This is a genomic window from Clostridiaceae bacterium, from assembly GCA_012840395.1.
GTDB lineage: Bacteria > Bacillota > Clostridia > Acetivibrionales > DULL01 > DULL01.
On record DULL01000011.1, the window covers coordinates 1 to 14,242 of the forward strand.

Annotated in this window: 14 protein-coding genes and 1 other RNA gene; 12 read left to right on the forward strand and 3 right to left on the reverse strand. The window is 37.6% G+C overall.

The features are described from left to right. Positions 1-105: 105 nt before the first annotated feature. From GXX20_01460 to ssrA, 3 genes are all read left to right on the forward strand, one after another. Positions 106-1,371, forward strand: a complete 1,266-nt coding sequence (locus tag GXX20_01460; protein HHW30333.1) for a DUF4183 domain-containing protein — start codon at positions 106-108, stop codon at positions 1,369-1,371. Between the two features lie 191 nt (positions 1,372-1,562). Further along, positions 1,563-2,027, forward strand: coding sequence for an SsrA-binding protein SmpB (smpB, locus tag GXX20_01465; protein ID HHW30334.1), 465 nt, complete (start codon positions 1,563-1,565; stop codon positions 2,025-2,027). 88 nt (positions 2,028-2,115) lie between these two features. Next, positions 2,116-2,514: a transfer-messenger RNA gene (gene ssrA / locus GXX20_01470) on the forward strand. A 41-nt stretch (positions 2,515-2,555) separates the two neighbouring features. Here ssrA and GXX20_01475 read toward each other — a convergent pair. Further along, positions 2,556-2,750 carry a hypothetical protein gene (locus GXX20_01475; GenBank protein HHW30335.1) on the reverse strand — a complete coding sequence of 65 codons (195 nt, stop codon included), beginning with the start codon at positions 2,748-2,750 and terminating at the stop codon, positions 2,556-2,558. A gap of 210 nt (positions 2,751-2,960) precedes the next feature. Here GXX20_01475 and GXX20_01480 point away from each other — a divergent pair, with 210 nt between their 5' ends. The 8 genes from GXX20_01480 (at position 2,961) to GXX20_01515 (ending at position 10,901) form a co-directional block, all read left to right on the forward strand. Further along, the gene (locus tag GXX20_01480; GenBank protein ID HHW30336.1) at positions 2,961-3,812 is read left to right on the forward strand and encodes a MurR/RpiR family transcriptional regulator; all 852 of its coding nucleotides are present in this window, start codon (positions 2,961-2,963) and stop codon (positions 3,810-3,812) included. 19 nt (positions 3,813-3,831) lie between these two features. After that, positions 3,832-4,842 carry a membrane dipeptidase gene (locus tag GXX20_01485; GenBank protein HHW30337.1) on the forward strand — a complete coding sequence of 337 codons (1,011 nt, stop codon included), beginning with the start codon at positions 3,832-3,834 and terminating at the stop codon, positions 4,840-4,842. Between the two features lie 33 nt (positions 4,843-4,875). Further along, entirely contained in the window at positions 4,876-5,832 is a 957-nt protein-coding gene (locus GXX20_01490) for an aminopeptidase (GenBank protein HHW30338.1), read from the forward strand. Positions 5,833-5,976: 144 nt separating this feature from the next. Continuing rightward, positions 5,977-7,128: a hypothetical protein gene (locus tag GXX20_01495; GenBank protein ID HHW30339.1), complete on the forward strand. Its 1,152-nt coding sequence runs from the start codon at positions 5,977-5,979 to the stop codon at positions 7,126-7,128. Positions 7,129-7,144: 16 nt separating this feature from the next. Next, positions 7,145-8,560, forward strand: a complete 1,416-nt coding sequence (locus GXX20_01500) for a hypothetical protein (GenBank protein ID HHW30340.1) — start codon at positions 7,145-7,147, stop codon at positions 8,558-8,560. 230 nt (positions 8,561-8,790) lie between these two features. After that, the gene (locus tag GXX20_01505; GenBank protein HHW30341.1) at positions 8,791-9,021 is read left to right on the forward strand and encodes a hypothetical protein; all 231 of its coding nucleotides are present in this window, start codon (positions 8,791-8,793) and stop codon (positions 9,019-9,021) included. Positions 9,022-9,025: 4 nt separating this feature from the next. Further along, a complete protein-coding gene (locus tag GXX20_01510; GenBank protein ID HHW30342.1) occupies positions 9,026-9,223 on the forward strand; it encodes a hypothetical protein in 198 nt (65 codons plus the stop codon). A 232-nt stretch (positions 9,224-9,455) separates the two neighbouring features. Next, positions 9,456-10,901, forward strand: a complete 1,446-nt coding sequence (locus GXX20_01515; protein ID HHW30343.1) for an aspartate ammonia-lyase — start codon at positions 9,456-9,458, stop codon at positions 10,899-10,901. A 298-nt stretch (positions 10,902-11,199) separates the two neighbouring features. Here the strand turns inward: GXX20_01515 and GXX20_01520 are convergent, their stop codons facing one another. Next, a complete protein-coding gene (locus GXX20_01520; GenBank protein HHW30344.1) occupies positions 11,200-11,397 on the reverse strand; it encodes a DUF3006 domain-containing protein in 198 nt (65 codons plus the stop codon). A gap of 12 nt (positions 11,398-11,409) precedes the next feature. Then, entirely contained in the window at positions 11,410-12,954 is a 1,545-nt protein-coding gene (locus GXX20_01525) for an MBL fold metallo-hydrolase (GenBank protein ID HHW30345.1), read from the reverse strand. Positions 12,955-13,652: 698 nt separating this feature from the next. On the opposite strand from GXX20_01525, the gene GXX20_01530 reads away from it, so the two are divergent. After that, complete coding sequence (locus GXX20_01530; GenBank protein ID HHW30346.1) at positions 13,653-14,033, forward strand: DUF3006 domain-containing protein; 381 nt, start codon at positions 13,653-13,655, stop codon at positions 14,031-14,033. Positions 14,034-14,242: the final 209 nt, after the last annotated feature.

A 14,242-nucleotide genomic window follows, 5' to 3' on the forward strand; every position in this document is an offset into this window, starting at 1 on the left:
AACTCGCTTACGCTCGCCCTTGACATCCTCAGACATAGTAAATAAATGTAAAATATAGAAATTTAAAGAAAGGAGAATCTAACTTAGAAAAGCTGAAAAATTGTCTTGACAATGGGGGGCATTATAACTGAAAAGCAGGTTAAATTACCTTCAGGTAAAAGTGTGGTTGCAAAAAAATTCAGAGTGGTAATTAAAGGTTATATTTCTCTTTATTTTATAGATGAAAATTGTATGTCAGAACCAATTCCATTTACGACACATAAAATTTTTTATCTCTATGCGCCAAAAGGAACTAATTTATCATTTAGGTTATATGATTTTAAATATTGTATTGATGAAATTTGTACTAATAATAATTCACCTAATATAGAAATTAAAGTATCACTTGGCACTGTTGTCCGCTCAGAAGCCCATGTAGACTTAGTTGTTCCGGCTGTTGAGGAACCAACAGAAAACGTTTGCAATTATAAAATAAAAAAGGCATGTATAAACGTTACAAGAGTTTTTGATAAATGTTTTTTTACAAATGAAATAAATATACCATATCAAGAAGAAATCATTAAAGCTGAAGTATATCTATACAATACTTTATTTTATGAAAATAAAATTGAATATACCGATGATGATGAATTAATTGAATATGGCAACATGGGTATCCTTGACCCTCAAGAGGTATCTTACTTTACTCTATTTATAAATGGAGTTATACAACCAAGTACAAATTATGAAATTAAAAAGGGATCGCTTAAATTAAAAACTGAAGATGTACCGCAAAATAATTCTCCTATAACAGTCAGTTTTGTTACTTTCAAGGATAATAACGGTGTAATCTTGCCTGCTGAAACATACTACTATAATACCATTTCAAAATATATGAGGAGAGAGTACACTGACGAAGATGAATTAGAACTTTATGGAAACAAAGGTATTTTAGATCCTGATGAGGTGTCCTTTATCAACCTATATATCAATGGTGTATTGCAACCAAAAGTTAACTATTCAGTTAAAAAAGGCCTCCTAACCCTGCTAACTTCAGATACACCCCATGAAGGAGTCCCAATTACCTTGGAGTTCATAACAATAAGAAAGGTTAATGGGCAAATTCTTAAAGCAAAAACATATACTTATAATGCACTGGCCCATGAAAAAAATATTTACACCAACAATGATGAACTTAAAATTTACGGAAATAAAGGTATTCTTAATCCTAAAAATGTTTCATTTTATAATCTCTATATAAATGCTGTTATCCAACCTTTTGTTAACTATTCAGTACAAGAAGGCTTACTTACATTAAATACCATAGATCTACCATTAAAAGATTCACCTGTTTCATTGCAGTTTATACTTATAGGAAACGGATGTATATAGGAAATGATTATGGCCTGATATCCAAAAATTCTCCATAATATGGCTTAAAACCGCTACTTGTCTTCATCTTGACATAGAATGATTTAGTGGTATAATATCATTGGACATTACGATTACTTTAGAAGCCCTTTTCCAAGAGGGTTATTTTTATCTCAAAAAAGATAAATGTATAATGAAAGGCACAGTAATACATGGCCAAAGAAGAAATTAAGATAGTAGCACAAAACAAAAAAGCTCAACATGATTATTTTATTGAGCAAACACTTGAGGCTGGTATAGTTTTATCAGGAACTGAAGTAAAATCTATTAGAGCTGGAAAGGTCAATTTAAAAGATTGCTATGCCTCTATTGATAACGGTGAGGTATATATAATTGGTATGCATATTAGTCCTTATGAAAAGGGAAATATATTTAACAAAGACCCATTAAGGGATAGAAAACTTCTGCTCCATAAATATGAGATAAATAAATTGATAGGATATACTCAGCAAAAGGGCATGGCTTTGGTCCCGTTAAAAGTATATTTTAAAAGGGGTAAAGTCAAGGTTGAACTTGCGGTAGCAAGAGGTAAAAAACTTTATGATAAAAGAGAAGATATAGCAAGAAGAGATGCAGAAAGAGAAATTGACCGCCGGCTTAAAGAAAACATGAGGTAAATATAATTAACATAATAAAAATGTCATTGATAAAATTCGTAAATGAACTTTGAAAAGCAAATAAGAGGATTATTCCTCATTTATATATGGGGGCGTACTGGTTTCGACGGGATTGTTGAGACTTGAGTAGCGGGTGGTGGATTCTCGTTGGCCACCTTAAAAACGAGAGTATAAAAATAAACGCTAAGAACGAAGATTACGTTTTAGCTGCTGCTTAATAGAATAAGCAGCCCGTCAGTCCCAGGTTGCTGCACCTGGGGTCACTGGCGTCATCAAGCCAGCCCTTCGGCGCGGGAAGGTTAAACGCCGGAACTGCTGCAGTGGTAGCCTTGAGCTGCAGTGGATTTAAAGGATACCAAAATGTAAAGCCTGCCCATGGACTTTACATGGAGGGAAAGGGTCTTTGACCAGAATTCATGGGCTGCACCCGGAGAAGCTCTTGTGGATATGATTTCGGACAGGGGTTCGACTCCCCTCGCCTCCACCACAATTTGTCTGAAAACCCTGTTTTATCAGGGTTTCGGCGTTTTAGAAGATATGACTGCGCATAACATGTAATATGCTCCATGATACCACTTTACTGTACCAAATGGGTGCTCCCACAAGCACATTCGTTCCTTTATCTTGTTGTGTATCTTCTTTTATTCTGAGGACAACTTTCTTCTTTTTATAATCTTTTCTGTCAAGTATATCTTCACGGCTTTCATAGCCCTTGTCTGCCACTACCTCTTAATTAACCACTCATTATTGTTTCATTAATTATTATTTGTTGCAGTATACAAAATTTCCTTGACTTTTCCAAATGACCATGATAGTATGTAGAAAATATTACATAAATATTTTTTTATGAAGAATTTTTTTCACAATCAATCAGGCTTACTACTGTGATTCATATAAGGCATATCATATAATAAACAATGGGAGTTCTTTAAAATGTATGGTAGTTTTTTTCAGAGAATAAAGGAAAAATCATCGGAACTTAAAGGAAAACAGTTTATTTTAGCTGAATATCTTATGGCAAATTATAAAAGAGCCGCCTTCATGAACTCATCCTGTTTAGCAAAGAATGCTAAAGTCAGTGAAGCAACGGTTAACCGTTTTGCAAACACACTGGGGTATACCGGTTTTACACAGATGATTAATGAACTGAGAACCAGTGTACAAAGCGAATTGACGACTCTGGACAGGGTTCAGGAAAAAATAGGGGCAAAATCCCAGAACATTCTGGAAAAAATCATTCAAGAAGAACATAAAAAATTGCTTGATCTTCCGAATTATATAAAGCAAGAGGAAATAGATAAATTTATACAGGATATATACACTGCAAAGAAAATCTTCGTTCTGGGATTTCAAATCTCCTGCAGTCTGGCATGGTATTTTGGATATATGTTGGGTAAAGTTACAGGTAAAGTTCAAGTGATTTCCCAATTAACTGCTGATACACACTCCTTGATAAATATTACAGACAATGAAACCCTTATTATTGCCTTTGCATATCCAAGGTATCCCAATGCACTATTGAATTTGTGCGAATCGTTCGCCCGCAGAGGCGCTGTGATTGTTTCCGTGACAGACAGCTTGCTTTCTCCTGTTATAAAATATTCCAAACAAACCTTCCAGATACCTGTCAACTGTATTTCAACAGTCGATCAATTGGGGCCGGTATTGGTTTTTATCCAGGCTGTGGTTCTGGAATACAATTCTAAATTTGAAGAAAATGCCAAGGATAATCTTGCTTCTTTTGAAGAATATACAGAAACACATAAAATCTTTTACAAAATTTAGAAATGGGAAGTGAAATATTATGAATGTATCCATGTCAGAAAAAATCCACAGCAAGGCGGTTGTTATTGACTCTTTGGCGTTTCCTTATATTCTGGAGGATCAGTATTTTGCAAATGTAAAAAAGGGCGGTGTTGATGCGGCGGTTATTACTGCGGCGATCTCCAATGGTTTTAAGGATACGGTGTTGCAAATCAGCAAAATATTGAAGCGTATCGCTGAAAGGAAGGATTTTTTCTGCCTTGCCACTTCAGCAGAAGAAATCCTTGAAGCAAAAATCAGGAATAAATTTGCCGTGATTTTAGGCTTTCAGGATATTGCTCCTTTAGAAGGGGACCTAACGTTGATAGATACATACCGGAGTCTGGGAGTCAGAATTATGCAGCTAACATATACTGGTGGAAACATGGCTGGAGATGGCTGCGGAGAGAGAACTGACTGTGGCTTGCGTTACTTTGGGCTGGAAGCAATAGAAGAAATGAACAGGCTGGGAATTGTAGTTGATTTATCTCACACAGGAGATGCCACAACTGAAGAAGCCATCAGGTACTCTAAATCACCGGTAATGTTCACTCACAGCAACTGCAGGGCATTATGCGACAATAAAAGGAATAAGACTGATGAACAGATAAAAGCATTAGCCAGTAAGGGCGGGTATATGGGTTTAACACCTCATCCTGCCCTTGTTTGTAAAGGCAGAAGCCCTGATCTTGACGCTTTCCTGGATCATGTGGACCATATCGTTAAATTGGTAGGCGTTGACCATGTCGGAATAGGGCTCGATTATGTTGAGGGGTTGAAAGAGGAAGGAAAGACGCCCGAGTCCGTTAGGCTATGGAGAACAAGGCGCCCCGATATTTTCGGAACGGTTGATGATTTCTTCAACGTGAGCTTCACGAAAGACATAGATTGCATTGAAAAGCTTCCAAACTTTACAAGAGGCCTTCTGACACGCGGTTATTCAGAAACTGATATTGAAAAGATTCTGGGAGGCAACTTCCTGCGTGTGTTTAAAGATATTACAGGACAATAGGAATAAATACGAGTAAATTGGGGGGTGCAGGATATGAATATGGAACTTTTAAAATTTATTGCAGAGCCTGTGAGAAAAAATGTTAGGAAAGGAGACAAGGTTTTAATCCTTTCTGATTTTAAAACCGAAAAAGAGATACAGGATGCTCTGGTTGCAGCTGTCATTTTTCAGGAAGCCGTCCCCGTTCTCATGATCATACCTCCTGTAAAGGTTTTTGGGAATGAACCTCCGGAAATGGTTGCAAAAGCTGCAAAAGAGAGTGATCTGGTCATTATTGCCTGTTCAACCGCAATGGGTCATACCAATGCGATCCGTGGGAACAGATATCTGACCATGAGCGGCGTCACAGTAAAATCACTGACCACGGGTGCCGCTACGGCCGATTATAATGAAGTATACCGGTTAACCCGGGAAATAGCGGATATTGTTACCACTGGCAGTATTGTGCATGTAACCACAGAGAAAGGAACCGATATTACACTTTCCGTTGAGGGAAGAAAAGCCACTCCTTTGGCTTCTGTTGTTGATGAAGACGGCCAGGGCAAGGCAGCATTCCCTGATGGAGAAGTAGCCATTGCTCCGGTGGAAGGTACTGCAAACGGAGTTATTGTAGTGGACGGTTCCATCCACCACTTCGGACTAGTCAAGGAAGATGTACGTTTGATTGTCAAAGAAGGCAGAGTGGTTCAAATAGATGGAGGTAAAACGGCAAAAGATTTTTATCAGTTTGTTAAGGAAAACGGTGATGAAAATTCATTTAATATTGCTGAATTTGCCTTAGGAACCAATTATGCGGCAAGTATTACAGCCAATACCCAGGATGCTAAAAAGACAATCGGCACGGTTCATTTTGCCTTGGGTGACAATATAACACTGGGTGGTCATACCTACAGCAAAATCCATATGGATATGGTTGTTAGCAATTGCACTGTCAGCATAGATGGCAAATTAATACTGAAAGATAACCGGTTCATTCATAAAAGTCCTTAATGACCGGTTCATACATACATGAGATGTATCGACGAAGCTTAAGTTATGCTCACTACCTGAATACCAAACCGGTACCCAATGCCTGTTGAGTCGGGAGATATCTTGCCGCTTTGTTATTACAAATTATGTAAAGGAGATGGTATTATGCCCCCATCAGTAAAATGCATAACAACAGAGGAAGGATTTTATTTTCATGGCTTTTATAATATCCAGCCGTGGGACTTAACCGGAAGGTTTTTTCTGTGCCATAAGACAGATTTCTATCACCGGATGCCTTATCCGGAAGATGAAGCCGTTCTGGGAATGATTGATCTGGAAGCTGAAAAGTTTATTCCCCTTGCACGAACCCATGCCTGGAATTTTCAATTAGACTGCATGGTTCATTGGCTGGGCGATCATTCCGAAAGGGAAATAATATACAACGTAAGAAAAAAAGATCATTTTGCTTCAGTAGTACTGGATATTTTTTCAGGACAGTCCCGTGAAATGCCACAGGCAATTTTTACTGTCAGCCACGATGGCAAATGGGCTTTGGGGCATGATTTTGCGCGGGTATATTCATACCGCCCGGGATATGGCTATCCGGGAGTACCATACCCCAATGGAGTAGGAATACCTCATGATGAAGGCATCATGAAGCTGGATATCTCTGAAGGAAAAAGCAAATTGCTCATATCTTTCAAAGAAATCGCAGAAAAGTTCTGGATTTCTGAAATGAAAGACATGTTTGTCATTATAAGCAGATGCCTCTTCAATGCCGATGATTCCCGGTTTGCCTTTTCATTCCGTTTTTATCATCCTGAGCAGGAAAAATGGTATACAACATTGGTTACCGCAAATCCCGATGGCTCCGATATGTTTCAGGTTGCAGACTTTAAAGCAGATCCGGCTCATTTTGACTGGTACGGTAAAGACCATCTACTTGTCTGGAGCGATATGGAAGGCACCGGAAAGAAGTGCTTTTATTTGATAAAAGATAAAAGCGGCGAATACATGCCTGTAGGTAAAGATCAATTCACAGAAGATGGACACTGCTGCTTTTCACCCGACCGGAGATTCTTTGTTTCTGATACTTTTCCAGATTCAAATGCAGAACAGCAACTGATCCTTTTTGAGCTTTCATCTGGAAAGAAAATAGAATTGGGAAGTTTTAAAACTTTCTCCCAATGGGCAGGAGACATCCGGTGCGATCTTCATCCCTGCTGGAACAGGTCAGGGGATAAAATCAGCTTTGACTCTATCCATGAGGGAAGAAGAGCTGTATATGTACTGGATATTAAAGAATATATATTATGACTAAGGAGGAATGATTATGGGAAAAACTCTGAATATAGGCTGGTCAACTAAAAGTATAACCCCTTACGGGAGAAAGGTATCACTTTCAGGCCAATTTTATGAAAGGATAGCATCGGAAGTAGATTATGAAATCACGGCCACAGCGCTCGCCATGGATAACGGTGATGCAACCGTTACCTGGGTCAGCTGCGATTTATGTAATATGTTCGAAATAATGAGTGAAGATGTCCGGGAGCTTGTTAAAAGAAAGGCTCCTGAATTGAAAACCGGTCATATAGTATGCTCCGTTACCCACACACATTGTTCGCCCTATATAAAATCAGCTCCTAAAGCAGGTATAAAGTCAAATTACAAACCGCCTGAAGGTGTCATGGGTATTGAAGAATACCATGATTTTGTCGCTAATGTCATTTCAGATGCTGTCATAGAAGCAAACCAAAACAAAATTTCCGGCTGTTATATCCAGACCGCTGTTTCCCCTGTCCAGACCGGATGCTGCAGGCGCGGGATTATCAATACAGGAGAGGCTGTCATGTATATTGATACCTCAAGACCTGATTTTGTAAGGATGGAAGGTCCCGATAGCGGTCCTATTAGCCTTATGTTCATCAGAGATGAAAAGGACTCTCTAAAGGGTGTTATAGCATGCATACCTTGTACTGCCCAGATTCTGGAACACCAATACTGTATAAGCAGTGACTATATTGGCCGGGTCAGGGCTTTATTGAAAAACAAGTACGGTGATAAATTCCTTTTCATGCCACTAATCAGTTCCACCGGCAATCTTTCGCCAAGGAATCTTTTAACCAAGGATTACGGATATGGTAACATGTATGATAAAGATGGAGCGGACCATATGGGTAAAAGGATATTCAACGCAATCATCATGGAGGTTGATAACCCTGTGGAAACCTACAAGGACTTTTCCACTTTCGGTGTTGCAGTAAAGAAGCTCAAGCTTCCGGGATGGCTTCCCACTGCTGCTGAATACCAGTGGGCGGTTGCATTAAAGGATACCGACCGCATCAAGTATGATATTAAGGATTATGTTCAAAAAGGAATCGAACCCTATTTCCGCACCCCTCTTGCCCTGGCAAAGAGAGTTGAGGCTGTCATCGCAAGATTTGAGAATAAAGCTGCCTATGAAACTGTAAATACTGAAATAACTGCGTTACGTATTGGAAATACAGGTTGGGTATCCAACCCATTTGAATTATACCAGGAATATGCCGGTAGAATGTTGAGAAGATGCAAGGCCAGAAATTTATGGAGCATCCAGAAGACTTACGACCATCTGGGATACCTCCCTACAATGCAGGCTGTCTGGGCAGGAGGCTATAGTGGATACATATGCAATGGGATGGTTGATCCTGCACAAGGAGGAGAGCTTCTGGTAAAGGAAAGTGTGGATCTTGTTGATTCCCTGTTTTAATTCCTATAAAAATTTTAACCAGGCATCAAGAAGTCTCTCGCTTCTATAAGCGAGAACTGAATTGATGTAAATTGTAATAATAACCTTTTTCAGCGGGGGATTGCAAGACCCCCACTGAATCCCTGAACGAAGCGAGTTTGCTGAAAAATGCCGGATAGAGGTATGGAAACTCAATTTAGGAAAGGACATTCTAGTAGAATGATTATCCTAAGGGAAGGATTGTAGGCTTAATGAAAAATGACAATGGCGGAATAGATATGGTAATGCCCTCTGCACTTAAAGGTGGAACATATTATGAAATTGCACGGTATATTGCAAAGATTTTAGAATCAGACCTGGGTTTAAAGTTAAAAGTAACAAATACATCAGGCTCCAATCCCAACATTGTTGCGGTATCCCAAAAAGAAGCTTTATTATCCTTCTGTGCTTCCGCTCCCCTATTTGATCGGGCTATCTCCTGATGAAATGCTAAGGATACGAAACTCAATCCCATTTTTCACGGAATGTTGTATTCCTGAAAACTTTTATATGCACCAAAAAACTGCAATACCGACTTTGGGCATCGGTAATTTTGCAATCTGCCACCGTGAGCTTGCTGATAACATGGCATATGATATTGTAAAAACAGTCTTTGATCATATTAAAACACAGCAACTGAAATAATTCCGGCATTTAATGAATTTGATCAGAAAAATGTTCTGATGAGCCCTGTACCGCTTCATGAAGGTGCAATACGGTATTATATGGAGAAAGGGATTCTCCCTTAGGTATATGAGTAACATGCCTGGTCTTATCTGGAATTATTATGGATTTTAAAGGAGTGTAGGATAGAAAAGGCCAGATGAGAGCAAAAGACATATTATCTGTGACTTATTATTAAATTATGGAGGATTGCATAATGAGAAGAGAAACAGACGCATTGGGTGACCTTTTACTTACTGAAAATGCTTATTACGGGATACAGACAGAAAGGGCCAGAAAAAACTTTGATATATCCGGTCAGACATATGAACGATTTCCAGATTTTATCTGGTGTATTGCAGCCATCAAAAAGGCAGCGGCTTTGGCAAATGCAAGGACCGGTGCACTGGATAAAGAAATTGCGGATGCGATAGGCCAAGCGGCGGACGAGATAATGTCCGGCAAGATGAAAGATCAATTCCCTATTGATATTTTTCAGGGCGGTGGAGGCACTTCAATAAACATGAATGTGAATGAAGTGATTGCGAACAGGGCTAATGAATTGTTGATGGGAGAGAAGGGATATAGCCGGGTACATCCCAATACGCATGTGAATATGTGCCAGTCTACCAATGATGTAATCCCTTCAGCTATTAAAATGACCTGCCATATCTATCTAAAGAAACTGATTAAAAGCATTGATGTCCTTGAACAAGCCCTTAGAATTAAAACCGATGAATTCAAGGATGTTGTCAAGCTTGGAAGAACCTGTCTTCAAGATGCTGTTCCCATTACGCTCGGGCAGGAGTTCAGCGGATATCTTGGCTTTATAATGAGACAAAAACAAACTCTTGAAAATCTCATGGATACCTGTCTTGACATTCCTCTTGGAGCTACTGCCATAGGTACTGGAATCGGCACCGTACCAGGTTATGTAGAAAATGTATACATGTTTTTATCCGATATAACCGGAATTCCGGTAAGGAAGGAAAAAAATTACTTTGATGCCCTTCAAAATGGCGACTTCTATATATATGTTTCCACAGGATTAAAAGCACTTGCTACAGGGCTTTCAAAAATGGCAACGGATTTCAGGCTGTTGTCATCCGGTCCCAGGGCAGGTATAAATGAAATCAACTTGCCTGCCGTACAACCAGGCTCATCGATAATGCCCGGGAAAGTCAATCCTGTTATGCCCGAATTGGTGAACCAGGTTTGCTATCAGGTTTGCGGAAATGATCTTGCAGTCACTATGGCGGTAGAGGGCGGAGAGCTTGACCTGAATGTATGGGAACCTGTAATTGCAAAATGCCTCTTTGAATCTTTTATGCTGCTTGCCAATAGTATCTTGCTGTTTTCCGAAAAGTGCGTAATGGGAATCACTGCAAACAAAGAAAGGTGCAGAACATATGCTGTTTCATCTCTTGCGCTTTCGACTGTTATAGCCGCACGGGCAGGCTATAAAACGGGAAGTCGTGTAGCGGAATACGCTTCTGAAAGGAATCTGAGCATAAAAGAAGCAGCAGTGGAAATGAATATCCTTGCAGCGGAGGAAGCAGAAAAACTCTTTGACCCGATGTTGCTCACCGATAGTGAGAAGAGCGGAAAAGAAATACCAAAAGATATTCACGGCATCCCTGAAAGAAGTGGTAATTCTTAGCCACTTCTTCGGGAAAAGGCTTAAGTACACTTACCTCATCTGTGTCGCACCTCCCTTTTTGCTGATCCATAGCTTCAAAACGGGCATTATATGTTTTTATTTCTATAACTATTCTTTACAAAGAAAAGTGATACCGCAGATTTATTAATAATATTTCTAATAAAAATACCGCTGATTCTCTATATCAAATTTGCTTTTTGCAACAACCTCCTTACAATCACAACTGTTTCTGCTTTGGTTAAGTTATCTATTAATGCATGTAAATTGGTAACCGGCATTCCATCGGCATCATCACCGGCTATGACCATAGCTCATCCATGAGCTCTTGTATTCTTTCCTTTCTTTTTGTTGTTTCGCCAAAATCAATTTCTATCTTTATTACATCGCCTTCTTTTGCGTTCATGGGTACCAGTTGTTTTGGCATGTTTACTGTTGTCTTGTCCGGAAGTTCAACTATAACGTAATCGCCTTCAAATCTATCAATTGTTACTTTCATTATTATCCTCCTTTATTTGGGTGGATTACACCTGCTGCAAGGTGTATATCCTTTCGCTTTTGCTTCTGAAAGTTTTATTGGAATACGACTTTCGCTTAGATACTGGCATTCTGCAGAATGGTACTTTTCTCCTGATTTTGTGATGTAAACCGTAACATCTTTCTTTTCATTGTCTTTTTGTTCTTTTATTTCTTCATCTTCTTTTTGTACTTTTATTATCTCGTTTGTGGTCTGCTTCTCAGATTCTGCGGGTGGTGCTTGTGGTTTGTTCGGTGAAGCCATTTTATCAAATGTTATTTTCTTGCCATCTGTAACAGCAATAATAGTACCTGACTCATCAGTTCTATATATCTGCACACCAAAAGTGCTTAACCTGTTTATAATTATACTGTCGGGATGTCCATACTGATTGTCTTTTCCAACACTAATTACAGCATATTTAGGTGATACAGCTTTTAAAAAAGCAGGTGATGTTGAACTTGTGCTGCCATGATGTCCTACTTTAAGTACGTCAGCCTTTAGATTATACCCTTTTGAAATCATTTCTTTTTCTGATACAGTTTCAGCATCTCCGGTGAACAAAAATGAGGTTTCGCCATAGGTTAGCTTTATCACGGCAGAATAATTATTAATATCTTCATAATTATCACTATTAGGAGCAATTATTTCTACCCTGACATCTTCGCCTAAGTCAAATGTAACACCGGCTTTAGCAGTAGTGACTTTGAGACCTTTGTTTTTTATAGATAATAAAACATCTTCAAAAGTTTTTGTGGTTGTGCTTATTCTAGGCATATAAACTGAACTAATATCGAAGGAATCAATTATAGAATCCATTGAACCAATATGATCCTCGTGAGGATGAGTGCCTATTAAAACATCAATTTTGCTTATTTTGAGATCTTTTAAGTAAGACAGAATAAAACTGCTATCAGCATTATTACCGGCATCAATGAGCATGGATTTATTTGGTGCTTGAACAAAAATACAGTCAGCCTGACCTACATCTAAAAAATGAACCTTCAGTTCACCTTTTTCAGCAAAGGTTTCTTGACTGTCAATGTTTTGTCTTTCATTAATATTTTCATTAGTATCTTCTTCAATATCTTCATTTGTATATTCTTCAACATCTTCATTAGTGTTTTCTTTAATATTTTCAATAGTTTCTTTATCTATTACATTTTGTTCATTTTTTGTATTGGTACCATTACTTTTACTTTCTTCCTTATTAACAGTATCAGTTTTAGTAGTTATTGCATCGTTTCTGGAGGAACCTGACCTTAAAGAAGTATAATCCGGAAAGCTGCTTATACTTATTATTAAAAGCATTAATGATAATACAAAAGATAAACCGGCTTTTAATAAAGAAACAGATTTTTTCTTATGTTGAATCAGATCAGCAAACGATAGTATGCAGAATGGAACAGCAAGGAAAAACAACCCAATACTCCTATCAGCTATAAATAATAATAGGGTAAATAAATAGTATAGTGTAGCAATTATCATTTTCCATTTAGTATGCGTGCGGAAACCTGGTATATAATGCAAAAATTTCATTTCAGTATCACTCCTGTCTAGTCCAGCTATTTTAAGAGATTCCTTTATCTTGCATTGAAAATTTGTATTTATTTCCTTCGTGGTGAAAATGCTTTATTAATGATGTAATAATATCATTCCAAGAGAATTATCCTATACTTATTCTTAAAGTGATTATGCAAGGCAAAGCTAAAGAAAGAATAACAATTGAAATAAACAAACTAATGACACAGATCCGGAATTTAAAACTGAGGCAAACCCATCAGAATAAAAAGCTTACTTATCTAAACCTCCAGAAAATAGATTTCTCTTTATTAAGATTATAGGGAAAAACGAAATACTTTTCAATAGATAGATATGCTGTTCGTTTTCGAGCTTGAATTTTTCCATATAAAAGCTGGAAAGAAATATTAAGAGATAACATTATAGCAAGACGAACTTAAATTTTTTTCTATTATCATATAACTAATTAACATAAATTACCGATATATAAATAAATAGTAAATTATACTAGTTTAAGTATGATAATACAATTTTATGCTTTAACTAAGCGTCAAGAAGTCTCTCGCTTCTATAAGCGGAAACTGTATAGATGAAAATTATAATAACAACCTTGTTCAGCGGAGGATTGCAAGACTCCTACTGATTCCCCTAGCAAAGTGAGTTTGCTATGTAATCATATGATAAAAGATATGACGTTCTAGATATTGGAGGTTTACATGAAGAAGAGATCTTTATTAAGTTTATTTATATTAATTGTAATTACCTCTGTTATTTCAATATTTTTCTGGAAGTGGCAGTTAAGAAAAACTGATATTTTTTCAGATGGATATTTAGATGGAAAAGAAGAAACTAAAATCAATGAAAATATAATTGATGAAGAAAAGGAATATTTGATATTAGACAGATTTGAAGGCGACTATGCAGTTTGTGAAGATAAAAACGGTGAAATGGTAAATATTGAGAGATCAAAAATTCCAAAAGAAGCAAAGGAAGGATCTATGCTGACTATAGAAGATAATAGAATCCAAATTAACCAAAGGGAAACTGAAAAAAGAAGAAATAGAATAATTGATATGATAAAAGACCTATGGAAATAATTGAAGTAAAATAAAAAGTCAAAAATTCTAGTGCAATGGAAGTCGGCAAGTTTTTTCATATAATAACTCCCTAAAGTTTTCATCGTTCTGTTAAGTTAAATGAAAATTGAAAGCCCCGGACTCCTTGGGGTATAATAGTTTCACCACAAAACTCTATTACTCCAAAAAGGAGGCCGAGGCCTGTGACTATTATACCAAAAATTAAATGT

What these genes read in the sequence shown, in the direction of transcription:
- GXX20_01520 (HHW30344.1), bottom strand. Translation starts at nt 11,397, where the DNA reads ATGAAAGTAACAATTGATAGATTTGAAGGCGATTACGTTATAGTTGAA.
- smpB (HHW30334.1), top strand. Translation starts at nt 1,563, where the DNA reads ATGGCCAAAGAAGAAATTAAGATAGTAGCACAAAACAAAAAAGCTCAA.
- GXX20_01525 (HHW30345.1), bottom strand. Translation starts at nt 12,954, where the DNA reads ATGAAATTTTTGCATTATATACCAGGTTTCCGCACGCATACTAAATGG.
- GXX20_01480 (HHW30336.1), top strand. Translation starts at nt 2,961, where the DNA reads ATGTATGGTAGTTTTTTTCAGAGAATAAAGGAAAAATCATCGGAACTT.
- GXX20_01495 (HHW30339.1), top strand. Translation starts at nt 5,977, where the DNA reads ATGCCCCCATCAGTAAAATGCATAACAACAGAGGAAGGATTTTATTTT.
- GXX20_01485 (HHW30337.1), top strand. Translation starts at nt 3,832, where the DNA reads ATGAATGTATCCATGTCAGAAAAAATCCACAGCAAGGCGGTTGTTATT.
- GXX20_01505 (HHW30341.1), top strand. Translation starts at nt 8,791, where the DNA reads ATGAAAAATGACAATGGCGGAATAGATATGGTAATGCCCTCTGCACTT.
- GXX20_01510 (HHW30342.1), top strand. Translation starts at nt 9,026, where the DNA reads ATGCTAAGGATACGAAACTCAATCCCATTTTTCACGGAATGTTGTATT.
- GXX20_01530 (HHW30346.1), top strand. Translation starts at nt 13,653, where the DNA reads ATGAAGAAGAGATCTTTATTAAGTTTATTTATATTAATTGTAATTACC.
- GXX20_01490 (HHW30338.1), top strand. Translation starts at nt 4,876, where the DNA reads ATGAATATGGAACTTTTAAAATTTATTGCAGAGCCTGTGAGAAAAAAT.
- GXX20_01500 (HHW30340.1), top strand. Translation starts at nt 7,145, where the DNA reads ATGGGAAAAACTCTGAATATAGGCTGGTCAACTAAAAGTATAACCCCT.